This window comes from Streptomyces sp. NPDC053665, assembly GCF_055585285.1.
In genome coordinates this window covers 64,063-86,152 of the sequence record NZ_JBVJKK010000004.1, presented here as the reverse complement: position 1 = coordinate 86,152, position 22,090 = coordinate 64,063, and the positions used below count along the sequence as shown (strand labels likewise).

Annotated in this window: 16 protein-coding genes; 6 read left to right on the top strand and 10 right to left on the bottom strand. The window is 74.5% G+C overall.

All coding sequences use genetic code 11. The features are described from left to right. Window positions 1-31 precede the first annotated feature (31 nt). On the bottom strand, window positions 32-616 hold the full coding sequence (locus tag ACZ6ZN_RS17525; RefSeq protein WP_451879048.1) for an AMIN-like domain-containing (lipo)protein: 585 nt from the start codon (window positions 614-616) through the stop codon (window positions 32-34). Between the two features lie 147 nt (window positions 617-763). Between ACZ6ZN_RS17525 and ACZ6ZN_RS17520 the strand changes: the two genes are divergently transcribed. After that, window positions 764-3,310 (top strand): SpoIIE family protein phosphatase, encoded by a 2,547-nt coding sequence (locus ACZ6ZN_RS17520; protein ID WP_469647092.1) that lies wholly within the window; start codon window positions 764-766, stop codon window positions 3,308-3,310. A 67-nt stretch (window positions 3,311-3,377) separates the two neighbouring features. Here the strand turns inward: ACZ6ZN_RS17520 and ACZ6ZN_RS17515 are convergent, their stop codons facing one another. Beyond that, window positions 3,378-5,510, bottom strand: coding sequence for a SpoIIE family protein phosphatase (locus ACZ6ZN_RS17515; RefSeq protein WP_451879046.1), 2,133 nt, complete (start codon window positions 5,508-5,510; stop codon window positions 3,378-3,380). A gap of 177 nt (window positions 5,511-5,687) precedes the next feature. Next, window positions 5,688-5,870: a hypothetical protein gene (locus ACZ6ZN_RS17510; protein ID WP_398108151.1), complete on the bottom strand. Its 183-nt coding sequence runs from the start codon at window positions 5,868-5,870 to the stop codon at window positions 5,688-5,690. Window positions 5,871-6,129: 259 nt separating this feature from the next. Here ACZ6ZN_RS17510 and ACZ6ZN_RS17505 point away from each other — a divergent pair, with 259 nt between their 5' ends. The 3 genes from ACZ6ZN_RS17505 (at window position 6,130) to ACZ6ZN_RS17495 (ending at window position 10,330) form a co-directional block, all read left to right on the top strand. Then, window positions 6,130-6,951: a chitosanase gene (locus ACZ6ZN_RS17505; protein ID WP_451879045.1), complete on the top strand. Its 822-nt coding sequence runs from the start codon at window positions 6,130-6,132 to the stop codon at window positions 6,949-6,951. A 106-nt stretch (window positions 6,952-7,057) separates the two neighbouring features. Next, window positions 7,058-8,020, top strand: coding sequence for a DMT family transporter (locus ACZ6ZN_RS17500; protein WP_451879044.1), 963 nt, complete (start codon window positions 7,058-7,060; stop codon window positions 8,018-8,020). A gap of 54 nt (window positions 8,021-8,074) precedes the next feature. Continuing rightward, the gene (locus tag ACZ6ZN_RS17495; RefSeq protein WP_451879043.1) at window positions 8,075-10,330 is read left to right on the top strand and encodes an MMPL family transporter; all 2,256 of its coding nucleotides are present in this window, start codon (window positions 8,075-8,077) and stop codon (window positions 10,328-10,330) included. 3 nt (window positions 10,331-10,333) lie between these two features. Here ACZ6ZN_RS17495 and ACZ6ZN_RS17490 read toward each other — a convergent pair whose 3' ends face one another. The 3 genes from ACZ6ZN_RS17490 to ACZ6ZN_RS17480 form a co-directional block, all read right to left on the bottom strand. Further along, window positions 10,334-11,098 carry a sulfite exporter TauE/SafE family protein gene (locus ACZ6ZN_RS17490; protein WP_398108155.1) on the bottom strand — a complete coding sequence of 255 codons (765 nt, stop codon included), beginning with the start codon at window positions 11,096-11,098 and terminating at the stop codon, window positions 10,334-10,336. Between the two features lie 176 nt (window positions 11,099-11,274). Beyond that, window positions 11,275-13,293: a DUF1996 domain-containing protein gene (locus ACZ6ZN_RS17485; protein ID WP_469647085.1), complete on the bottom strand. Its 2,019-nt coding sequence runs from the start codon at window positions 13,291-13,293 to the stop codon at window positions 11,275-11,277. A 287-nt stretch (window positions 13,294-13,580) separates the two neighbouring features. Continuing rightward, window positions 13,581-14,213, bottom strand: coding sequence for a GNAT family N-acetyltransferase (locus tag ACZ6ZN_RS17480; protein WP_469647083.1), 633 nt, complete (start codon window positions 14,211-14,213; stop codon window positions 13,581-13,583). Between the two features lie 134 nt (window positions 14,214-14,347). Between ACZ6ZN_RS17480 and ACZ6ZN_RS17475 the strand changes: the two genes are divergently transcribed. Further along, window positions 14,348-15,649: a YihY/virulence factor BrkB family protein gene (locus ACZ6ZN_RS17475; RefSeq protein WP_469647080.1), complete on the top strand. Its 1,302-nt coding sequence runs from the start codon at window positions 14,348-14,350 to the stop codon at window positions 15,647-15,649. A 6-nt stretch (window positions 15,650-15,655) separates the two neighbouring features. Here the strand turns inward: ACZ6ZN_RS17475 and ACZ6ZN_RS17470 are convergent, their stop codons facing one another. The 3 genes from ACZ6ZN_RS17470 to ACZ6ZN_RS17460 form a co-directional block, all read right to left on the bottom strand. Next, complete coding sequence (locus ACZ6ZN_RS17470) at window positions 15,656-16,108, bottom strand: flavodoxin family protein (protein ID WP_469647077.1); 453 nt, start codon at window positions 16,106-16,108, stop codon at window positions 15,656-15,658. A 96-nt stretch (window positions 16,109-16,204) separates the two neighbouring features. After that, on the bottom strand, window positions 16,205-16,636 hold the full coding sequence (locus ACZ6ZN_RS17465; RefSeq protein WP_451879039.1) for a DUF3618 domain-containing protein: 432 nt from the start codon (window positions 16,634-16,636) through the stop codon (window positions 16,205-16,207). Further along, window positions 16,633-17,076, bottom strand: a complete 444-nt coding sequence (locus tag ACZ6ZN_RS17460) for a phage holin family protein (RefSeq protein ID WP_398108162.1) — start codon at window positions 17,074-17,076, stop codon at window positions 16,633-16,635. The genes ACZ6ZN_RS17465 and ACZ6ZN_RS17460 overlap by 4 nt, the downstream gene beginning before the upstream one ends. A 154-nt stretch (window positions 17,077-17,230) precedes the next feature. Here ACZ6ZN_RS17460 and ACZ6ZN_RS17455 point away from each other — a divergent pair, with 154 nt between their 5' ends. Continuing rightward, window positions 17,231-17,680, top strand: coding sequence for an SRPBCC family protein (locus ACZ6ZN_RS17455; protein WP_398108163.1), 450 nt, complete (start codon window positions 17,231-17,233; stop codon window positions 17,678-17,680). Between the two features lie 69 nt (window positions 17,681-17,749). Here the strand turns inward: ACZ6ZN_RS17455 and ACZ6ZN_RS17450 are convergent, their stop codons facing one another. Continuing rightward, a complete protein-coding gene (locus tag ACZ6ZN_RS17450; RefSeq protein WP_469647073.1) occupies window positions 17,750-22,087 on the bottom strand; it encodes a cation-translocating P-type ATPase in 4,338 nt (1,445 codons plus the stop codon). Window positions 22,088-22,090 lie beyond the last annotated feature (3 nt).

Genomic DNA, 22,090 nt, shown 5'->3' with positions numbered 1-22,090 from the left:
CGGACGCGGCCGGTCCGGGCGCCCGCTGGACTCAGCGCGTGGCGGTCCAGCTGTGGGCGACGTCCACGACGATGCGGCCGTCCAGCTGCAGCACCCGGAACGGCAGCCGGGCACGGACGCCGAGGCCGATCTGGGTCTCCCCCTCGAAGCTGCCGGCGTACCGCGTGTCACGGAAGGTGCGGTAGCCGGTGAGGTCCACGCCCGGCAGCGGACGCGCCACCTGCCCGGGGTAGGTGGCCGCGCCCGTCTCGGGGTCGTAGGCCGGGGCACCCACGCGCACCTCCAGGACGGCGCCGCCGGCCACGGGGATGTGGCGGCCGGACCCGTCCTGGTAGAGGGCGTCGACGTACTGGACCGTGTAGCCGACGCCGCTGCCCGCGCCGGGCACGTCGACGACCATCCTGTCGTAGCAGTCGTGCCGGCCGGTGCGGATGTCCCTGACCGGGGCCACCTCGGTGGTGGCCGCGGACTTGGCGAGGCTGCCCCAGCCGGTCGGGCAGGACGCGGTCGTGGCGGTGCGGGCCGCCACCGGTGCGGCGGCGGCGGGAACCGCCGCCACGCCCACCGTGGCCCCCACGATCGCGAGAGTCGCACATGCTGTTCTGATACGTACCATTGCCGCCCCCCGGGCTTGCGTGCTGGTGATACCGATGAGACGGCCCACCGGGCCGAAAGGTTGTACTTGCCGCGCCGGAGCGCCGAGGATGGCACATCCTGGGGGGAGCGATGGATGTCCCGGGCGTCCGTACCGGGAGGACGCGACATGGATGAGGCAGCCGCTCCGGACGGGCCGTGGTCACCCCGTGACCGACGCCCCGGCGAGGCCGGCGGCCGGGCCGGGCCCGCGGGCGCGGGCCCGCTCGAGGACGCCTTGGCGGGCCCGCTGACCGAGGCGGTACGGGACCTCGGGGGCTACGGCGGGCTGGTCTACCTGCGCTCGTGCGACCGGCGCTCGCTGGTGCTGGCGATGGTCGCCGGTGTGCCGCGCTCGCTGCTCAGGAGCTGGTGGCGGGTGCCGGTGGGCGGCGCGCTGCCGATGTCGGAGGCCTACCGGCGCGACGAGGTGCTGTGGCTGCCCGACGAGCGGGCCACCATGGTGCGCTTCCCGCACTTCACCGCAGGGCTGCCCTACTCCTTCGGGTCCGCCTACCAGCCCGTCCACGCCGGGGGCGAGACGGTGGGCGTGCTGGTGGTGCTGCGGTCGGCGGCGCGCGCACCCCTGGACCCGGCGTCGGTGGCCGCGGCGCTGGAACCGGCCCGCCGGGCCGTGGAGGGCAACCTCGGCCGCCCGGCGAGCAGCCATGGCGCACCGGCGGCGCCGCGCGTCGAGTACGACGGCGAGCCGCTCGGGGTGCGGCTGCCCACCTCCGCCCTCCACCCCGTCCGCGTCGGGCTGCTCGACTGGTACCTGGACAGCGGCCGGTGCACGGCGGACGAGGAGGCGCTGGCGTTGCTCGGCATCCCCCGGTCCGGCTTCGGCGAGACCATCGCGGAGGTCGAGGCCCGGATCAGCCCGGACGACCTGCACGAGCTGCGGGCCTGCCGGACGGACGCGCTGACGTCGGGACGGGTCAGAAACCGGCGCTTCCGGGTGCGGGAGGCCTCGCCGGGCGGTGGGGCGGCCGGCTACCGGCCCGTCGAGCTGTGGGGCCATGTCGTCGAGGGGGGTTCGGCGGGGATGCTGGTGGGGGCCCTGGTGGACGCCGTGGGCGGGCTGACGGCCGCCGAGGCCGCCGAGCGGTTGCCGGACGGGCTGTTCTCCCTGGACCAGGAGGGGCGGCTCACCTACGCCAACCGCCGCTGCGAAGAACTGCTCGGCTGCGGCCGGGAGGAACTGCTGGGCCGCCACCCCTGGGGCGTCATCACCTGGCTGCGGGACCCCGCCTACGAGGACCGCTACCGCGCCGCGATGTTCTCCCAGGAGCAGGTGTCGTTCCTGGTGCGGCCCCCCGACGGCACCTGGCTGAGCTTCGTGCTGTACCCGGACGTGCATGGCCTGACCGGCCGGATCCACCCCACGGACGCGCCGGTCGGGGCCGGCCCGTCCGGGGCGCCGGCCGCGGCGGACCGCGCGGCCGGCTCGGCACCGCCCCCGGAGCCCGCCGTCGGGGCCCGCGCCGGAGCGCTCTACCACGTGGTGCAGATGGCCAGCGTCCTCACGGAGGCGGTCACCGTGCGGGACGTGTGCCGGGCGGTGGCCGAGCAGCTGCTGCCCGCCTTCGGGGCGCGCGAGCTGGCCCTGTACACGATGCACGAGGGCCGTATGTACCTGCTGTGGGAGTCCGGTTACCCGGAGGGCTTCCTCACCCCCTTCGAGGGCGTCAGCCTCGACACGCAGCTCCCCGGCGTCCACGCCCTGACCACCCGGCTCCCGCTGTTCTTCGAGTCGCCGCAAGACCTGTCGCTGGCCTACCCGGGCATCGCCCTGGACCGGATGCACGCCTGGTCGTTCCTGCCGCTGATCGCCTCGGGACACCCTGTCGGCTCCTGCATCCTCGGCTGGGACGCCCCGCACCGCTTCACCCCCGACGAACGGTCCGCCCTCACCGCCCTCAGCGGACTCACCGCCCAGGCGATGGAGCGGGCGCGGCTGTACGACGCCGAGTCCGCCGTCGCCCGCGGCCTCCAGGAGGGGCTGCTGCCGCACCGGCTGCCCACGGTGGAGGGGCTGCGCACCGCCGGCCGCTACCTGCCCGGCACCCAGGGCATGGCCATCGGCGGCGACTGGTACGACGTGATCACCACGGACCGGGGGGTGGCCCTGGTCATCGGGGACGTCGAGGGTCACAGTGTCGGCGCCGCGGCGGTGATGGGCCAGCTGCGCAGCGCCGTGCACGCCTTCGCGGCGAGCGGGCGGCCCCCGCAGGAGGTCATCACCCACACCAACCGGCTGCTGGCCGAGCTGGAGGCGGACGCCTTCGCCACCTGCTGCTACATCGAACTGGACCCGCGCACCGGACGCGCCAAGGCCGTACGGGCCGGGCATCCGCCGCCGTTGCTGCGCCACGGGGACGGCCGCAGCGAGACGCTGCTCCTCGCGGGAGGCGTCATGCTCGGCGTGGAGCCCGACGCGGAGTACCCGGTCACCGAACTGACCCTCGCCCCGGGCAGTGTGCTGGCCCTGTACACCGACGGGCTCGTGGAGCGGCCCGGCAGCGACATCGAGACGGGCATCGACACCGTCCGCCGCTGCCTGTCCGACACCCCGGCGGACTCGGTCGAGCACCTGGCCGACCGGCTGATGAGCACGGCCCGGCGCGCCCGGGAACGGCCCGACGACGTGGCGCTGCTGCTGACGGCCTATCGCTGAACGCCCGCCGGCGGGCGCGGCGCGAGCCGCACCGGGCGGCGGCCGGCGGTGCGCAGGGCCGGCCGGATCAGCGCCGACCGTCGTCGGTGCGGGTGGTACGCAGCACGAGCACGGTGACGTCGTCGGTGTACGGCCCGGTGCCCGCCGTGCGGTGGACGAGCCGGTCCGCTGTGCCCTCCAGATCCCGGCCGTCGCCGGCGTCCAGGCGGCCGGCCAGGTCGGCGGTGGCCCGGGTGGTGTCCGTTCCGGGCAGTTCGACGAGGCCGTCGGTGTACAGCACGAGGGTGGTACCGGGATGCAGCGGCGCCCTGGTGACCGGGTAACGGACGCCGGTGTCGATGCCCAGCAGCGGGCCCGGCTCGACGTCGAGGACGGCGGCGGGGCCGTCGGCGGGGCGCAGCAGCGGGGGCACGTGCCCCGCGCTGGCGAAGGACACCTCGTGGCGGGCCAGGTCGAGGTGGGCGTAGAGGCAGGAGACGAGCAGTTCCGAGTCCAGGTCGGCCAGCAGGCGGTTGGTGCGGGCGAGGACCTCGCCGGGGGCGGCGCCGGCCGTGGCGTGGGCGTGGATGGCGGTGCGGACCTGGCCCATCAGGGCGGCGGCGGCCATGCTGTGGCCCTCCACGTCGCCGATGACGGCGGCGGCGGTCGTCTCGTTCAGGCGCAACACGTCGAAGAAGTCGCCGCCGACCTGGATGCCGTGCCCGGCGGGCAGGTACCGGGCGGCCACGTCCAGGTGGGCGAGCCGGGGCAGGGCGCGGGGCAGCAGGGCACGCTGGAGTTCGCCGACGAGGCGGTGTTTGGCGTCGTAGAGGCGGGCCCGGTCCAGGGCCTGGGCGATGAGGCCGGACAGGGAGGTGAGGACGGCGCGTTCCTCGGCGCTGAACTGGTGGGGCTGCTCGTAGGACAGGATGCAGCAGCCCACCGGGCGGCCGGAGATGACCAGCGGGAGGAACGCCCAGGCCTGTTTGCCGCTGATCTGCGGTGCTCCGGGATAGCTGGCGGCCATCTCGGACGGGTGCGCGAAGAAGGCGGGTGTGCCGCTGGCGAGGACCTGCCCGGCGGGGGTGAGGTCGGTGTCCAGGGCCAGGGCGTCGAGCCGCTCCATGACCTCGGACGGGTAGCCGTGGTAGCCGGTGATCTTCAGCCGGCCCGCGTCCGCGGCGGACAGGACCAGGCCCTGGGCTCCGAAGGCGGGCAGGATCTGGTGGGTGATCAGCGCGACCAGGTCGCGCACGGTGACGGCCTCGGTGAGGGCGGCGGCCAGGTGGACCAGTTGGTGCAGGCGCCCCGCGGAGGCCTGCGTCGAGGGCCGGGCGGCGGGTGGCGGCGCGGTGCCGGACGGTTCGCCGCCCGGGACGACGCGCACGCTGATGCCGCTGTTGTCGGGGTAGAGCTGGAAGGTCAGCGGCTGGTCGGGCGGGCGCAGCGCGGTGAACGTCACAGGCATGCGGCTGACCATCGCCGTGCGGTAGTGGTCCTCGTGGACGGGTTCGTCCAGCCAGGGGAGCGAGTGCCAGGGCCGGGTGCCCAGGAGCCGGTCGACGGGGCGGCCGAGCAGGCGGGCGGCGGAGCCGGTGGCGAAGGTGATGCGGCCCTCCAGGTCGAGGGAGAGGGCGCCCTCGGGGAGGCGTTCGAGGTAGTCGGCCGCGGCCAGACCGGTCTGCACGGGATGGTGGGCGGCGTCGACCGGCACCACGCGGGGCCGGTCGGGCAGGCCGGGCGGCTCGGTGGCGTCGTCCAGCAGGCGGGCCGTGCGGCGGGCGCTGGAGACGAGGTGGCCGTGCTCGCGGGGGGTGACCCGGCGCGGTCGTCCGGCGGGCCACATGAGCACGATGCCGCCCCAGCGCCGCCGCACGCCGGACAGCGGTACCGCGGCCAGGGCGAACGGGTAGGGCAGTGCGGCGGCGGCCCGGGGGTAGCGGCGGGCCATCTCGGCCTGGCTCTCGATCCACACGAGGCGGTCGTCGTGGATCGCGTCGGCGACCGGGACGGGCGCGGACAGGGGCAGCCGCTGCCAGGGGGCGCTGAACTCCAGCGGGAGGCCGCACAGCGCCACCAGGCGCAGGACCGGTTCGCCGTCCTCGACGAGGTAGAGACCGCCGATCGACGCACCCGTGCCGCGCACGGTGTCGGCCAGGGCCGCCCCGAGGGCGTCGTCCAGCGACCCGGCACCTGTGGGCGGCTCGTTGCTCCCGGGCATGGTGTCCTCCCGCTCCTACCGGGACGCTACGCCTCACGGGCCTCATGAGCACGTCCTCGGCAGAAGGGGCACGCGGGGCACGGGCGGAGGCGGGCGGTGTCGCGCCGCGTGCGGGTGCGCGGGGACGGCGGGGCGGCTCGGCGGCCCGCCGGGCCGCGGGCCGCCCGCCGGGTCACCTCACAGGCAGTAGCGCACGAGCCATTCGTCCTGGTTGTACGCGGTGCGGTCCGGGTCCGGGGCGGTCGCCGCCCGCTCCTCGGTCATGTCCTCCACGCGCACCGGGTCCGGCAGAGCCCCGAACCGGGCCTTACGGGCGGCGGCCTCCGCCTCGCTCCCCTGCTGCGACGTCGCCTCGTCCACGGCGATTCCCCTCTCCCGCGGTTCTCCCGCGATCGGCCCCGACCGGGCACAGAGTTGACGTACGGGCGGGGCGGATGGTTCCGGGCCCGGGCGAGCACGCGCGCGGTACGCGGAGGGCGACTCCCGGGCCGGGCGCAGTTGTTGGACCGTACGAACTTTCGCCCCGGGCGTTCCGCCGGCGACCCCAAGGTGATAGGAAACCTTCCTATCAGTTCGCACGGCCCGCTCTCCCCCACCCCCCACTCCGCTTGGAGGCCCCGTGACACACGCCTCGACCCCGGCGACGCGCCGGACCGTGCTGGCCCTGTTCGGGGCGGCCCTCGCGGCCGCTCCCTTCCTGAGGACGGAACACGCCTCGGCGTCCGTCAGCGCCCTCGGACTCGACGACCCGGCGAAGAAGGAGATCGCCATGCAGCTCGTGTCGAGCGCGGAGAACTCCTCGCTCGACTGGCGGGCGCAGTACCGCTACATCGAGGACATCGGGGACGGCCGGGGCTACACCGCCGGCATCATCGGCTTCTGCTCCGGCACCGGCGACATGCTCGACCTCGTCGAGCTCTACACCGCCCGCAAGCCCGGCAACGTCCTCGCCCGCTACCTCCCCGCGCTGCGCGAGGTCGACGGCTCCGACTCGCACGACGGACTCGACCCGGGCTTCCCCGGCGACTGGCGCCGGGCGGCCGGGGACACCGCCTTCCAGCGGGCGCAGGACGACGAGCGCGACCGCGTGTACTTCGGCCCCGCCGTCCGCCAGGGCAAGGCCGACGGACTGCGCGTCCTGGGCCAGTTCGCCTACTACGACGCCCTCGTGATGCACGGCGACGGAGGCGACCCCCTCGGCTTCCGCAGCATCCGCAACCGCGCGCTGCGCACCGCCAGGCCCCCGGCGCAGGGCGGTGACGAGGTGAAGTACCTCGACGCGTTCCTCGACGCCCGCGTGTGGGCGATGAAGCAGGAGGAGGCCCACAGCGACACCAGCCGCGTCGACACCGCCCAGCGCGTGTTCCTGCGCCGCGGCAACCTCGACCTGAACACCCCGCTGGACTGGAAGGTGTACGGCGACAGCTACCACATCGGCTGAAGCGCCCCCGGCGCGCCGGCCCCCGCGGCCCGGGGCGGATTGGTCCACGCAACGCGCACCGAAGTGGACCTCCTCCCGGGCCGCCCGGCTGCCTAGCGTCGCCGGCATGAACGCCACCACCACGCGAGGCGCGCTCCTCGCCGCGCTCGCCTGCGTCCTCGTCGGAGGGTCCTTCACCGCCAACAGCCTCCTGGGCGACTACCCGTACGCGGGCGGCCAGTTCCTGCGCTACGCACTGGCCTGCGCCCTGCTCCTGCCCCTGGCCGGGCGGGGCCGGGCCGGCCGGTGCGCGATGCTGACGCCCCGTCAGTGGCTGCGCCTGGCCCTGCTCGCCGCCGTCGGCATGGTCGGCTTCAACCTGGCGGTCCTGGCCGCCGAACGCACCGCGGAGCCGGCCGTGCCCGGCGTCTTCGTCGGCTGCGCGCCCGTGATCGTCGCCGTGCTGGTGCCGCTGCTGGACGGACGCGGGCCGCAACGGGGCGTGCTGGTCGGGGCGTCGCTGGTTGCCGCCGGCGCCTTCGTCGTCCAGGGCTGGGGCCGGTCGGACGGAGCCGGCATCGCCTTCTCCGTGTGTGCCCTGGCCGGGGAGGTCGGGTTCGCCGTGCTCGCCGTGCCCCTGCTGCGGCCCCTCGGCCCGCGGTTGCTGTCCGCCGTGGTGTGCGGTGTGGCGGCGGTGCAGTCGGCGGTGCTCGGGCTGCTGCTCGACGGTGGCGCCTGGCTGCGGCGCCCGGACGGCACGGAGACCGCCGCCCTGCTGTGGCAGGCCGTCGTGGTGACCGTGGTGGGCTTCGTGTGCTGGTACATGGGCATGCAGCGGATCGGCGCCGAACGGGCCACCCTGTTCTCCGGGCTCATCCCCGTCGCCGCGGCCTGCACGGCCCCGCTCGCCGGCACCGGCGCCTACGGCCCGGCCCAGGCGGCGGGCAGCGCCCTGGTGGGGTTCGGTGTCGCACTCGGCTCGGGGGCGCTGCGGCGGACGGCACGCCGCGCACGCCCGGCCGGCCGGGCCTTTCGGGGGAACCGCGGCGCCCGGTCCTGCGTGACCAGCGCGTCCGAAGCGGCGGATTGATCCCGCGCCTCTCTAATGGACGGCATTCACGTCCGGCCGACCGGGGAGACGACCATGCCGCACACGCGCACGGCTGACGACGACGACAAGGCCGCGCGCGGAGGCGTGCTGCGGCGCCTCGGCGAGTGGTGCGCACGCCACTTCGGGATCGTCATCGGGCTCTGGCTGGTGGCGTTGGTCGGCCTCCAGGTCGCCAACCACCTCGCCGGCGGTACGTACTCGGACAACTTCTCGCTGCCGCAGGCGCAGTCCCAGAAGGGCCTGGACGTGCTGAAGCAGCACGATCCGCAGGCGGGCGGTTACAGCAGCCAGATCGTGCTGCACGACGACCAGGAGCCGCTGACCTCGCTGGGCTCCCAGATGTCCGGCACGATCACCGCCCTGGAGAAGCTCCCCCACGTCCTGTCGGCGCAGAATCCGCTCACCGCGCAGGGTTCGCCGTCCGGGCAGTCCCAGCAGAACGTGGGGCCGCTGTCCGACGACCGCAAGACCGCGTACATCACCGTCCGCTTCGACCAGCAGCCCTCGACCCTGGGCGACGGCTACCTCCAGGGGGTCGACGACGCCGTCCAGCCCCTGCGGTCGGCCGGGGCCGAGGTCGAGTACGGCGGGCCGCTCGGCGAACTCGCCCGGCCCGACGCCGACGACCGGGTGAGCGAACTCATCGGCTTCGGCGTGGCGATCGTGGTGCTGCTGATCGGCTTCGGCAGCGTCATCGCCGCCGGCATCCCGCTGCTCACCGCCCTGATCAGCGTCGTGGGCGGGCTCGCCGTCCTCGGGCTGCTCGCCCTCGCCTTCACCTTCGCGACGGTCTCACCGACCCTCGCCACCATGATCGGGCTCGGCGTCGGCATCGACTACGCCCTGTTCCTGATCACGCGTCACCGGCAGAACCTCATCGACGGCATGGACCCGGTGCGGGCCGCCGGGCAGGCCGCGAGCACCAGCGGGCACGCCGTGCTCGTCTCGGGCTGCACGGTGATCATCGCTCTCGCGGGTCTGTCGGCCTCCGGGGTCTCCTTCATCTCGCTGCTGGGCCTCGCGGCCGCCGTCACCGTCGTCTCCGCCGTGATCGGCGCGCTCACCCTCGTCCCGGCGCTGCTCGGTCTCCTCGGGCGGCACATCGACCGCTGGACGGTGCGCCGGCCGGTCGCCGAGTCCGACACCGAGGGCGGCGGCTCACCTCGAGGGACCTGGCACCGGTACGCGCAGCGGGTGGAGCGCAGGCCGCTGTGGTTCCTGACGGCCGGTGTCGCCGTCATCGTGGTGCTGGCCATCCCCGTGCTGTCCATCCAGCTCGGGCACATCGGCGACGGGGCCGACCCGAAGTCGTTCACCGACCGGCGGGCCTACGACCTGATGACCGACGCCTTCGGACCCGGTTCGAACGGCCCGCTCACCGTCGTCGTCGACCAGACGGACGTGCCGCAGTCCCAGCGCTCCGCCCTGGAGTCCAAGGCGCAGCAGACGCTCTCGTCGGTGCAGGGCGCGGCCGTCGTCACGCCGCTGACGGCGACCCAGGACGGGGACGTCCTGATCGGCACGGTCTACTCGCAGCAGTCCCCGCAGAGCAGCACGACCACCGACCTCGCCAACCGGCTGGTCGACGACACGCTGCCCGCCGCGGTCCAGGGCACCGCGGCCGAGGGGTACGTCACCGGCACGACGGCCGCCCAGGTCGACTTCCGCGACATCGTCGCCTCCCGGCTGCCCGTGATCATCGCGGTCGTCGTCGCCCTGGCGTTCCTGATCATCCTGGCCGTGTTCCGGGGCCTGCTCGTCGCCGTCAAGGCGGCCGTGCTGAACGTCCTGTCCATCACCGCCTCCTACGGCGTGGTCGTCGCCGTCTTCCAGTGGGGCTGGGGTGGACCGGCCCTCGGGGTCAACGGCACGGTGCCGATCGAGAGCTACGTGCCGATGATGATGTTCGCGATCATCTTCGGCCTCAGCATGGACTACGAGATCTTCCTGCTGTCCCGGGTGCACGAGGCGTGGCTGCGCACCGGGGACGCCAAGGCGTCGGTGGCGCACGCCCTGGAGATCACCGCCCGTGTCATCACGTGTGCCGCGCTGATCATGGTGAGCGTCTTCGCGGCGTTCATCGTCAGCGACAACATCGTGGTCAAGATGCTCGGACTCGGTCTGGCCGTCAGCGTCCTCATCGACGCGACGGTCGTGCGCCTGCTGATGGTCCCGGCCGTCATGACCCTGCTGGGCCGCCACGCCTGGTGGACCCCGCGCTGGCTGGACCGGGTCCTGCCGCACATCGACGCCGAGGGAGGCGGCACCCGGGCCCGTACGGCGCGGTGAGCGTCAGTGCAGCACCAGATGGGCCAGGGCCAGTGTGCCGACCGACACGATCAGGGTGCGCAGGACCGCCGGGCTGAAGCGGCGGCCCGTCCTGGCCCCGAGCAGGCCCCCGAGGGCCGAGCCGCCGGCGATGAGGAGGACGGCCGTCCAGTCGAAGTCGGCGAAGAAGAGGAAGAGCAGGGCGGCGACGGTGCTGACGACGGCCGCCAGGACGTTCTTCACCGCGTTGAGGCGCTGGAGCGTGTCGTCGAGCAGGATGCCCATCAACGCGACGTAGACGATGCCCTGCGCGGCGGAGAAATAGCCGCCGTAGACGCTGGCGAGCGTCAGGCCGCAGAACAGCAGGGGTCCCCCGTCCCGGCGGGCGGGGCCTCCCGCCTCGCGACGGCGGCGGACCCGTTCGGCGATCCGGGGCTGGCAGGCGACCAGGACCAGGGCGAGCCCCACCAGGACGGGGACGATCCGCTCGAACGCCGACGCGGGCAGGGTCAGCAGCAGCACCGCTCCGGTGAGCCCGCCCAGCGCGGCGCCGACGGCGAGCAGCAGGGCACGGCGGCCCTGTCCGCGCAGTTCCTCGCGGTAGCCGAACACTGCGCTGAGCGAACCCGGGACCAGGCCCAGGCCGTTGGAGACCGTGGCGGTGACGGGCGGCAACCCCACCGCGAGCAGGACCGGGAAGGTGATCAGCGTGCCGGACCCGACGACGGCGTTGACGGCGCCGGCGCCCGTCCCCGCGGCGAACACGGCCACCATCTCCCACGGGCTCACGCCGCCGCTCCGCCGCACGGGCCGATCCAGGTGAGGTTCATGGGGCCACGCTAGACGGCGGGCGGTTCGGCGGCCGCCGAAGGGTGCCGGCCCCGCCCGCCCCCGGCACGACGAACGGCGGTGGGATCCGTCCTGAGGAAGGACCCCACCGCCGTCTCGGTCCGCGAGGACGGACCCTAGGCCCGCCGCCCCCGTCGCAGGACGACGAAGCCCGCGACGACCAGGACGGCGCCGGCCGCGGCCGGCCACAGCTGGGCGCCGGTGTCGGCCAGGCCGCCTCCGCCGGCCGCCTGCGGCTCGGTCTGCGACGGAGCCGTCGAGGCCGGTGGGGCACTGGTGGCCGTGCCGACGGCCTGGCCGTCGCCGAGGCCGTCGCTGTCCTCGTCCTTGCCCGCGCCGCCGCCCTGCTCGCGGGCGTCGGTCGCCTTCACCTCGGGCTCGGCCTTGCCGGGGGCCGTCGTGGCGTCGTCGGGCTCCTGTCCGGGAGCCGGCTCGTCCGCCGGGGGCTCCGACGCGTCGCCGTCACCACCGTCGTCACCGCCCTTGCCGCCGTTGTCGCCCTTGCCGTCGTCGCCCTTGCCGTCGTCGCCCTGGTCGTCGCCGGGCTGGTCGGCCGGCTTGCCGCCGTCGTCGCCGCCCTGCGGAGCGTCCGGGGTCCTGGTCGGCTCCTGGGGCTCCTTCGTCGGCTCCTTGGTCGGTTCCTTCGTGGGCTCCTTCGTCGGTTCCTTCGTCGGCTCCTCGCTCGGTGCCGGTTCCTGTCCGCCGCCCGCGCCGGCGCCGCACGTGCGGCCCTCGTTGATGCAGTCGACCATCTCCCCCATCAGCTTCTCGTCGAAGATGTTGATGAAGTCGCCGTGGTCGGTGACCGGCTTGTGCAGCTGCTCCGGGAAGGAGTCGACCGCGAAGAGCGGGGTCGTGCGGCCGCCGTCCTGGAGGCTGGGCGCGTCGACGTCGTAGACGATGCGCTGGACCAGCTGCGGGATCGCGCGGAAGCCGGACGGGCAGGCGCCCGCGGCGTCCGCGAACGCCACGTGGGTACGGTGGTTGGCGCTGTCGATGTTACGGCCGTCCCAGCAGCTCTGGAACTTGAACGTGCGCACCACGTCACTGCCCTGCGGGCACAGCGGGTACTTGTCCTTCAGCTGCCGGTCCTCGAAGCCCGTGCAGCTCCAGGACGCGTTGGCGTTCGCGGGGCCGTTGACGAACGACTTGGCGTCGCCCGTGATGATGCGCAGCAGGCGCGGCATGGCCGTCACCTTCTCGCGCGGGTTGCCCACGAAGTTCAGCGTGACCTGCTTCGGCGTCACGATCTCGCCGGCGTTGCCCTCGATGCCGCCGCCCGGCTTCTGCGCGTCCTGTTCCTGGGCGCCGTTCTGCAGACGCAGCACGGGCCAATAGTAGGAGGACTTGTCGCCCTGGTCGTCGCAGCTGGTCCCCGCGGCGGCGAGGTCCTGGTCGCTGGCGAAGGCGTTGTTGGCCTGGTTGCCCACGTAGTCGTGGAAGTGGTGGGCGCCGTTGGTGACACCCGGCGCGGCGATGATGTTGTCCGAGTTGAACAGGCCGTTCTCGTTCACGCCGCAGCTGGTCGCGAAGGAGCCGCGGGAGGCGTTGCCCTCCGGGCGCGGCTCGTTCACGTTGGGCTGGACCTTCTTGATGTCGGCGAAGTCGGCCGCGACGGGGCCGTTGCCCGCCTGACCGCCGTTGGCGCCCTGCCCGTTGCCCTGCTCCTGGCCGCCCTGGTCCTGCTCCTGGCCGTCCTGCCGGTCGTCGCCGCCCTGGCCCTCGCCCTGGGCCGGGGCCTGGTTGCCGGACTCGCGCACGGTGCAGGCGGCCAGGTCCGCGAGGCCTTCGGGGCGGTCCCCGACACGGTCGATGGCGATGGCGATGCGCTCGAGCGTGGCGCCCCGCTTCTCCTTCAGCGGGTTCATGATCGCGTTGTCGGCGAACCCGGCGTCCTGCTGCAGCTGCTGGGCCGATTCGCTCAACTGCTGGTAGGCCTTGGCGATCTGCTGGTCGAGCGCCGCCAGTTCCTTGTCGACCTCCTCACGGGCCTGCTCGGGCACCGAGGTCAGCTTGGTGCCGACGTCCGGGCAGTCGATCGTGGCGCCCCCGGTGATCCCCGCGGCGGACCGCGTACGGGCGGGGTCATCGCCCGAGAAGCCGTCCGTTGCGGAGGCGTAGACGTTCGCGGCCATCAGACCGCCTCCGCCCAGGATCAGTGCGAATGCGGCGAAGGTCGCGCGTCGTGGGCCGGTAGGGCGTCTTCGCGTGTTGCGTCCCAAGGGTGCTCTCCTGCGCTTGTGGCTGCCGGACATGAAAATCCCCTCGCCCCATACGTACGGGAGCGCGCGCGTGTTCAGCCGCCTCGGAGATTTTCGCCGAACTCTCAGAAAGCACCCGGCACTCGGGCCCCGGCCGGCATCGTGCCCGGGCGGGAGAAGCGCAGATGGGGCGGGGCGGGGCGGGACGCGGTCCGTCTTCGTCAGAGCCGGTCGAGTTCCCCTGTGGTGCGGCCGAGGAAGGTGGCCGCGCCGGGGTCGGCCACGTCCAGTTCGTGGAACCCCATCCGGTCGTAGAAGGCCCGGGCGGGGACGTTGGCGGTGGCCATGGCCAGGTGGACGGCCGGCGCACCCCTGTCGCGCAGGGCCGCGAGGAGGGTGCGCATCAGACGGCGGCCGTGACCGCGGCCCTGGTACGCGGGCAGCAGGTCGATGTGCAGGTGGGCGGGGTACGCCGCGAGTTCGGGCAGGACCATCCGCTCGGGACGGTGCAGCAGCCCCGCGATCACCTCGTCCGGGGTGCGCGGCGGCTGCGGGGGCGCCGGGTGGCGGTCCGCGACCAGGGGCAGCCACTCGGTGCGGAACCGCTCGGCGAAGCGCGGGGTGTCGGCGGTGCCGAGGACGTATCCCACCGCCTGCCCCCGGCCGTCGTCCAGGACGAAGGCCAGGTCCGGCTCCAGGTGGACGTAGGGGGCCGCGAACGCCGCCGTGAAGACGGCCGGGTCCGTGTAGTGCGGGCGGCTGTCCTGGCCGTTGTGGGCGGTGCGCACACAGATGTCATCGAGGGCCGCCCGGTCCTGGGGGCGGTAGGGGCGGATGGCGGGGGACGTGGTCATGGCGGCATCGTGCCCGCTGTGGGAGCGCTCCCTCAACCCGGTTCCCGAGGGGCGCGGCCCGGAGGAAGCCGCCCGTTCGGGTCTTGCGGCGCCGGGCGCGGCTTAAGGAGACGGGCCGGGGTTACCCGGGTCACATGGTGAAGCTGCATATACCGGGCCGGAAAGAGCGCCAGGACCGTCAGGACCCGCCGGCCGAGGACCCGCGCCCGGGGTCCGCTGCGGAGGGGAACCCGCCGTCCGCCCAGGAAGCGGAGCCGCGTGCGGAGGCCGGAAAGCGTGCGGAGGGTGGGCCGCGTCCCGAGGCCGGGCCGCGTGCGGGGGCCGGGCCCGAGCACCGGGACGCCCCCTCCGACGCCCGGGAGGACGCCCGTCTGGCCTTCGGGGCCGAGCGCGGTGACACCCCCGCGCAGGAGCCCGGCGCCGGGCGCCGGGACTCCGCCGAGGCGCGGGACGAGCCCGGTCCCGGGCCCGAGGTGGAGCGCGCCGCGCCCGACACGCTCAGCGAGCTGCCCCGCAAGTCCTGGATGGCGGTGCTCAAGGGCAGCCTGCGCGAGTTCAAGGACGACGAGCTGACCGACCGCGCGGCGGCGCTGACGTACTACGGCGTGCTGGCGCTGTTCCCGGCGCTGCTGGTGCTGGTGTCGGCGTTGGGGCTGACGGGCAAGTCGACCACCGACAAGGTGATGGACAACGTCCAGCAGCTCGCCCCCGGCTCCGTGCGCGACATCATCACCCAGGCCGTCGAGCAGTTGCAGGGCAACGCCGGCGTCGGCTCCGTGATGGCGATCGTCGGTCTGGTCCTGGCCGTGTGGTCGGCGTCCGGCTACGTGGCCGCGTTCATCCGTTCCGCCAACGCCGTCTACGACATGCCCGAGGGCCGGCCGGTGTGGAAGCTGCTGCCGGTGCGGGTGGGTGTGACGGTGGTGCTGATGGTGATGGCCGTGTTCAGCGCGCTGATCGTGGTGTTCACGGGCGGGGTGGCGCGGCAGGCCGGGACGGCACTGGGCATCGGCGACACCGCCTTGACGGTGTGGTCCATCGCGAAGTGGCCGGTGCTCGTGCTGCTGGTCACGGCGATGATCGCGCTGCTGTACTGGGCGACCCCGAACGCCAAGGTCAAGGGGTTCCGCTGGATCACTCCGGGCAGCCTCATCGCCCTGTTCATCTGGCTGGTCGCGTCCGCCGGGTTCGCCGTCTACGTGGCCAACTTCGCCTCGTACAACAAGACCTACGGCACGATGGCCGGTGTCATCGTGTTCCTGGTGTGGCTGTGGATCACCAACCTGGCGATCCTGCTGGGTCTGGAGTTCGACGCGGAGACGGTGCGGCAGCGGGCCATCGCGGGCGGGCATCCGCCGGAGGCCGAGCCGTACACGCAGCCGCGCGACACGCGGGCCTGGGACGAGCAGGACCGGCGGCGGCTGGACGAGACCTGAGCGGGCTCAGCCCATGAGCCCGGCGGCCACCGTCGCGCCCAGTTCCCAGCACCTCTCCGTGTCCGCCCGGTCCGGTACGCCGGTCACGGTCACGGCCTCGGCGGCACGGCGCCAGCCGAGGCCGGTGGTGATCGACTCGATAGCGCGGACGGCTCCCGTGACGTCGTCGCCGCCGTGCACCCAGTAGCCGAACGGCCGGCCGCGGGTGGCGTCCAGACACGGGTAGTACACCTGGTCGAAGAAGTGCTTGAGAGCGCCGGACATGTATCCCAGGTTCGCGGGCGTGCCCAGCAGCACGCCGTCGGCGGCGAGGACGTCCGAGGCGGTGGCGGACAGCGCGGGCACGCGCACCACCCGGACGTTCTCGATCCCGGGGTCCGTCGCCCCGGAGACGACGGCCTCGAACAGCGCCTGGCAGTTGGGGGACGGCGTGTGATGGACGATCAGCAGTGTGGCCACGGCAGGTGACCCTGCCGCGCGGGACCCCGCCACCGCAAGCGGTGACGGGGTCCCGTGTCGTGCGCGCCCGGGCGGGAAGGCCCGCAGGGGCGCCGGTCAGCCGTGGCTGCGGCGGCGGAGCAGCAGGCAGGCGACGAGCACGGCGCCGGCGCCGGCCAGCAGGGCGGCCTTGCGGTCACGCAGCTGCTGCGGAGCCTTGTCCTGCCAGACCTGCTCGGCCTGGGCGGCCTTCTCCTTGGCGCCCTGGGCGGCCGCGGCGCCCTTCTGCTTCACCGGCTCGGGCAGCTTCTCCTCCACCGTGTGGGCGACCTGCTGGGCCTTGGCCATCGCCTGCCCGCGCCATTCCTGCGCCTTGGTCCCGGCCTGCTCCTTGACCGCCACGGCCTTCTCGCGGGCACGGGTCTTCACGTCGGTCCGGTCCGCCAGTGCCTGGACGGTGTCACCCAGTTCGTGCCGGGTGCGCTCCACCTGCTCGCGCAGCTCCTCCGGGCTCTTGGCGGTGGGCTCGTCGTGCGGAGGCTGGGTCATCGCTGTGCACTCTCCTTGATCTCGGCCACATCGGCCTTGACGCTGTCGATGGTCTGCTGCGGGGTGGCCGGGGTGGCCTTCTGCACCTGCTTGCGTCCGGCCAGGGCCGTCAGGCCCGTGGCGACGGCCAGGACGGCGGTGACGATGAGCGCGGCCGCCCACACCGGCAGCGGTACCGCCAGGGCGGCGATCACCGTGGCGACCAGGGCCTGCAAGGTGACGAATCCGAGCACGCCGGCGCCGCCGAAGAGGCCGCCGCCCTTGCCGAAGCGCTTGCCCTTCTCGGTCATCTCCGCCTGGGCCAGGCGCATCTCTCCGCGCACCAGTTCCGTCAGCTGCTGCGTGGCGCGCTGCACCAGCTCGCCGACGGGCTCGTCGGCGGCCGTGGGGGCGCTCCCCGCGCGGGGAGCGGCAGCGGCCCTGTGGTCCGTGTCCGCCATGGCTTTCACCTCCCGGTCTGTGGTGTGAACCCCGGGTACCCCGCCTGAGCCGGAACGGACACCTCGACGACAAAGTCGCCATGTGCATGAGTGACCGGCGCGTTTTCCGGTACCCGGCGGTGGCAGCTCCGTACGAGAGAGGGAGGTTTTCGCCTTGTCGCAGGTAGAGGAATCCATCGAGGTCCGCGTTCCGGTGCGCACCGCGTACAACCAGTGGACCCAGTTCGAGTCGTTCCCCCAGTTCATGGACGGGGTGGAGCGCATCGAGCAGCGCAGCGACACGCTCACGCGCTGGGTGACCAAGATCGGCGGGCAGGAGCGGGTGTTCGACGCGGAGATCACGGAGCAGGTCCCGGACGAGCGCGTCGCCTGGACCACCGTCGACGGTGAGGCCAAGCAGGCCGGCGTGGTGACCTTCCACCGGATCCAGGACGACACGACGAAGGTCATGCTGCAGATGGACTTCGACCCCAGCGGCCTGGCCGAGACGGTCGGGGACAAGCTCGGCTTCGTGAAGCGGCAGGTCTCCGGTGACCTGCGCCGCTTCAAGGAGTTCATGGAGTCCCGCGGCGCGGAGACCGGTGCCTGGCGCGGCGAGGTCTGAACCGGCCCGCCCGGCACGCGGAAGCGGCCGCCGCCCCTGCCGAGAGGGGCGGCGGCCGCTTCCGCGTGCTCACTCTGGGACCGGGGCCGCGACGCCGCTGCGCATCACCTGCCGTGCCTGGCGCACCAGTTCGCCGAGCCACAGGGCGAGGTGCGCGGTGACGCCGTAGAGGGCGTGCACGGCGGGGAGGCGTTCCAGGCGGGGGGCCAGGGCGGACAGGGCGATCGCGGCGGCGACGCCCGCCCACGCGACGGGGCCGAGCGGCGTGCAGCCGAAGAAGTGGCTGACGCCGGGGGTCTGGACGAGGGCGGCCAGCACGGCGGCGGACCCGAGGGCGGTGGCCCACACCAGCGGGCTGTGCCGCCGCCCCGTCAGGGTCTGCACCAGCTGCGCGCCGACCACCCCGCACAGGGCCATCGTGGTGGACCGGCGTTCCGTGCCCGGGGTGAGACGGCCGATCAGGTACGCCGTGACCGCGCCGAGGCAGGTGGTGATGCCGCGGCGGCGGATGGAGCGCAGCAGCGGCGCGCCGAGGACGTCGAGACCCATGGGCCCGGCCGCGGCGTGCTCGGCGGTCGAAGGGTCGTCGCTCGGGGTGACCGCCACGGCCATGGCCGGGAACATGTCGGTGAGCAGGTTCACCAGCAGCAGCTGACGGGTCGACAGGGGGGAGGCGCCGGCCAGCAGGGTGCCGAGGACGCTGAAGCCGACCTCGCCTGCGTTGCCGCCGATGAGGATGCTGACCGCGTCGGCGACGCTGCGCCACAGGGCCCTGCCCTCGGCGACCGCGTCGACCAGGACGGACAGGTCGCCGGTGGTCAGGACGAGGTCGGCCGCGTTGCGGGCGGCGGCGGAGCCGCGGGACTCGACGCCGACCCCGACGTCGGCGGCGCGGATGGCCGCGGCGTCGTTGGCACCGTCGCCGGCCATGGCCACGACCCGGCCGGCCTGTTGCAGGGCCTCGACGACGTGCAGCTTCTGCTCGGGGGCGACCCGGGCGACGACACCGGCTCCGTGCAGGGCCCGTACGCGCTCGCGGCGTTCCATGGCCACCAGTTCGTCGCCGGTGACGACCTCGGTCTCCTCCGGCCAGCCCAGTTGCAGGGCGATGGCGCGGGCGGTCTCCGGGTGGTCGCCGGTGAGCATGACGGGCAGGATGCCGGAGCGGCGCAGCTCCGCCAGCAGGGCGTGCGAGGTGTCGCGGGGCACGTCGGCCAGCGCGACGAAGCCGCTGAACTCCAGGTCGGCCAGGGGCGCGTCGAGTTCGGCCTGGGCGTCGCCGGCCCGGCAGGGGCGCCGGGCGACCGCGAGCAGGCGCAGGCCCTGCCCGGCCAGGTCGTGGGCGGTGTCGGTGGCGTGGGCGGGCAGGTCGCGGCAGGCGGGCAGGATCGTCTCGGGGGCGCCCTTGACGACCAGGAGTTCACCGAAGTCGGGGTCGCCGCCCCGGCCGACCGCCGCCGCGTAGCCCCGGCGGGTCTCGAAGGGCAGTTCGCCGGCCGGGGCCCAGCCGGGGTCGGGCGGCGCGACGTCCAGGACGGCCTCGTCGGTGGCGTGGGCGATGCGGCGGCCCTGCCCGGTGTCCTCCTGCGGGCAGGCGCGGGCGGCCAGCCGTACGACGGGGTCGGCCTGTTCGCTGCCGGTGTCCAGGACGGTGCCGTCGGCGGTGGCCACCTTGACCAGGCGCAGTCTGTTCTCGGTGAGGGTGCCGGTCTTGTCGAAGCAGACGGTGTCGACCCGCCCGAGCGCCTCCAGCGTGCGCGGGGTGCGGACCAGGACGCCGCGCCGGGACAGCCGCCGGGCGGCGGCCATCTGGGCGACCGTCGCCACGAGCGGGAGCCCTTCCGGCACGGCCGCGACGGCGACGGCCACTCCCCCGCTGACGGCCCGCCGGACGGGGCTGCCGCGCAGCAGGGACAGGCCGGTCACGGCGGCGCCGCCGGTGAAGGTCACGGGCAGAGCCTTACGGGTCAGTTCCTGCAGCCGTGCCTGCACTCCGGCGGGCGGCGGGGTCCGGGCGGCGAGGGTGACGGCCCGTCCGGCCTCGGTGCGTTCGCCGGTGTCGACGACGAGGGCGGTGGCGTGTCCGGCCACGACGGTCGTTCCCTCGAACACCATGCAGGTGCGCTGGGCCACCGGCAGGCCGGGGGTGGACGCCACGGACTTGGTCACCGGCAGCGACTCGCCGGTGAGGGCGGACTCGTCGACCTCCAGGCCGTCGACGTCCAGCAGGCGCGCGTCGGCCGGGACGACGTCGCCGGCGCCGAGGCTGATCTCGTCGCCGGGCCGCAGTCGGGTGGCGTCGACCGTGACGGTGCGGCGGCGACCCTCGTGCCTGCGGGCCTTGGGCTGCTGGCGGGCCGCGAGCCGGGCGAGGGCCTGTTCGGCGCGCAGCCGCTGGAGTCCGCCCGTGACGGCGTTGAGGTCCATGGCGCCGACGACGAGCAGCGCGTCGACCACCGAGCCGAGCAGCGCGGAGGCGACGGCGCCGGTGGCCAGGACGGGGGTGAGCGGGTCGTCGAGTTCGCGGCGGACCGCCCCGGCGGCCTGCCATGTCCAGCGGGCCGGGGCGAGGGCGGGGTGGCGGCCCACGCGTGCGGCCTGCCGCCGTGAGCGGTCGGTGAGCAGGGCGAGGCCCTGGGGTTCGTCGTCCTGGCGGGTGCGGCCGATCCGGTCGCGGGCCTCGTCGGGTTCCAGGGCGTGCCAGGGGATGTGCAGCCGTGGTGGCGGCGGGGTGGCCCTGGCGACCCGGGTCGCCTCCAGCCAGCCGGTCACCAGGGCGTTGGCGGCGGCGATGTTGACGGGGGCGTGCCGGGTGAGGGGCCACAGGAACCGCCCGCCGGGGGGCCGCCCGCCGCGGGCCACCAGGAGACCGGACAGGGCGGCCCCGGCGCGGGCCAGGGTCTGCGAGCGGCGCCCGACGCGACGGGCCGCGGGGATGGCGGAGAGCAGTCGCCAGACGTCGGCGAGGCCGCCGGGCGCGAGGGCGTCGGCGCCCCAGGGGACGGCGGCACGGCCGTCGGTGAGGGCGACGGCCACGTCGGCGGCCGGCAGCCCGGTCGCGAGGTCCCCGCCGCCGGAGCCGTCGAGGCGGGCGACGGCGACCACGACGTGCCCGTCGCCCTGGAGGGCCCGGACGACGTCGCCGAAGGGCCTGGCGCCCGGGGCGACCTCGTCGGCGAGCCGGGTGATGTCCTTCAGGTCGGATCCGCCGGCGATGACCACGTGCAGTCCGGCGCGGCGGGCGGCGTCCAGGACGGCCTCGGCGAAGGGGTGCACGGGGTCGTCGGGGAAGCCGTCGGCGTCGTCGCCGGTCTCCGTGCGGCGGCTGCGCAGGGCGCCGGCGTGCAGGACCAGGGCGTCGGCGATCTCCAGTTGCCGCATCCGCTCCCCGCTGCGGATGAGGATCCCGGCGCGGGCGAGGTGGGTGCCGAGGAGGGAGTTGAAGGCGACCGGGCCGTAGCGGGCGGCCTTGGGCGATCCGGCGAGGACGGCTTCGGCCGCCTCGCCCGTGTCGTGGGTGACGAGGAGCGTGGCGGCGGCGCCGACGAGACTGCCGGTGCTGGCGTGGGAGGCGTACTCCTGGGCCGGTGTCACCTTCAGCGGCGGGCGGCTGTCCGGCGGGGCCGGGAGGCTGGTGCGGCGGTCGTGGCAGATGTCGTCGTGCAGGGCCTCGAAGGCGGCGGCGCGGGCCACGGCCTCGGTGAGCTGGCCGGTGCGCAGCACGCCGTCGAGGACGAGGGCCAGGGGCGTCTGGCCGGCGCCGTGGGCGGCGGCGTTGGCGGCGGCCAGGACCAGTTCCATGCCGGAGGTGCCGAAGCGCCGGCGCAGCACGGCCCTGAAGCGCGGGTTCTCGCGGAGCAGCGTGACGGTGGCGGTGACCATGCGGGAGGTCGGTGGCAGGCGCAGGGAGCGGCCGGCCAGGGCCCCGGCCGCTCCGGCGGCGTCCATCAGGATCGCGGCGGCCGTCACCCGCACCTCGCGCGGGTCGCCCGGGTGGGTGGTCTCCCGGGCGACCGGGTCGGCGCCCTCGCTCAGGCCGAGGCGCGCGGCCAGGGCGGTGGCGTGCTCGGTGACGCGGTCGGTGGCGGCGTCCTCGGCGACGGTGATCACCAGACGGGCCAGTCCCTCGTCCCAGTAGGCCGCGAGCACCTCGGGGTGGTCGAGGAGTTCGGCCGCCGCCCGGCGGGCGAGCGCGGCGGTCTCCCCTTCCGGGTGCCGCAGGGCGAGGTGGACGCGCTGTCCCGCCGTCCAGTGCCGTCCGCCGCCGAGGGCGTTGCGGGCGACGTTGCGGACGCGGCGCGTGGTGCCGTAGGCGGAGGCGGCCGTCCGGGCGGTGCCGCGGGCGGCGCCGGCGGCGGCGCCGGCCAGGGCCCCGACGAGCGGGGCGGCGTCGAAGCGAGTGAGCATCTG

Coding starts and splice junctions, on each gene's coding strand:
- ACZ6ZN_RS17525 (WP_451879048.1), bottom strand. CDS start 616: ATGGTACGTATCAGAACAGCATGTGCGACTCTCGCGATCGTGGGGGCC.
- ACZ6ZN_RS17485 (WP_469647085.1), bottom strand. CDS start 13,293: ATGGCCGCGAACGTCTACGCCTCCGCAACGGACGGCTTCTCGGGCGAT.
- ACZ6ZN_RS17500 (WP_451879044.1), top strand. CDS start 7,058: ATGAACGCCACCACCACGCGAGGCGCGCTCCTCGCCGCGCTCGCCTGC.
- ACZ6ZN_RS17450 (WP_469647073.1), bottom strand. CDS start 22,087: ATGCTCACTCGCTTCGACGCCGCCCCGCTCGTCGGGGCCCTGGCCGGC.
- ACZ6ZN_RS17495 (WP_451879043.1), top strand. CDS start 8,075: ATGCCGCACACGCGCACGGCTGACGACGACGACAAGGCCGCGCGCGGA.
- ACZ6ZN_RS17520 (WP_469647092.1), top strand. CDS start 764: ATGGATGAGGCAGCCGCTCCGGACGGGCCGTGGTCACCCCGTGACCGA.
- ACZ6ZN_RS17515 (WP_451879046.1), bottom strand. CDS start 5,510: ATGCCCGGGAGCAACGAGCCGCCCACAGGTGCCGGGTCGCTGGACGAC.
- ACZ6ZN_RS17480 (WP_469647083.1), bottom strand. CDS start 14,213: ATGACCACGTCCCCCGCCATCCGCCCCTACCGCCCCCAGGACCGGGCG.
- ACZ6ZN_RS17475 (WP_469647080.1), top strand. CDS start 14,348: ATGGTGAAGCTGCATATACCGGGCCGGAAAGAGCGCCAGGACCGTCAG.
- ACZ6ZN_RS17465 (WP_451879039.1), bottom strand. CDS start 16,636: ATGACCCAGCCTCCGCACGACGAGCCCACCGCCAAGAGCCCGGAGGAG.
- ACZ6ZN_RS17460 (WP_398108162.1), bottom strand. CDS start 17,076: ATGGCGGACACGGACCACAGGGCCGCTGCCGCTCCCCGCGCGGGGAGC.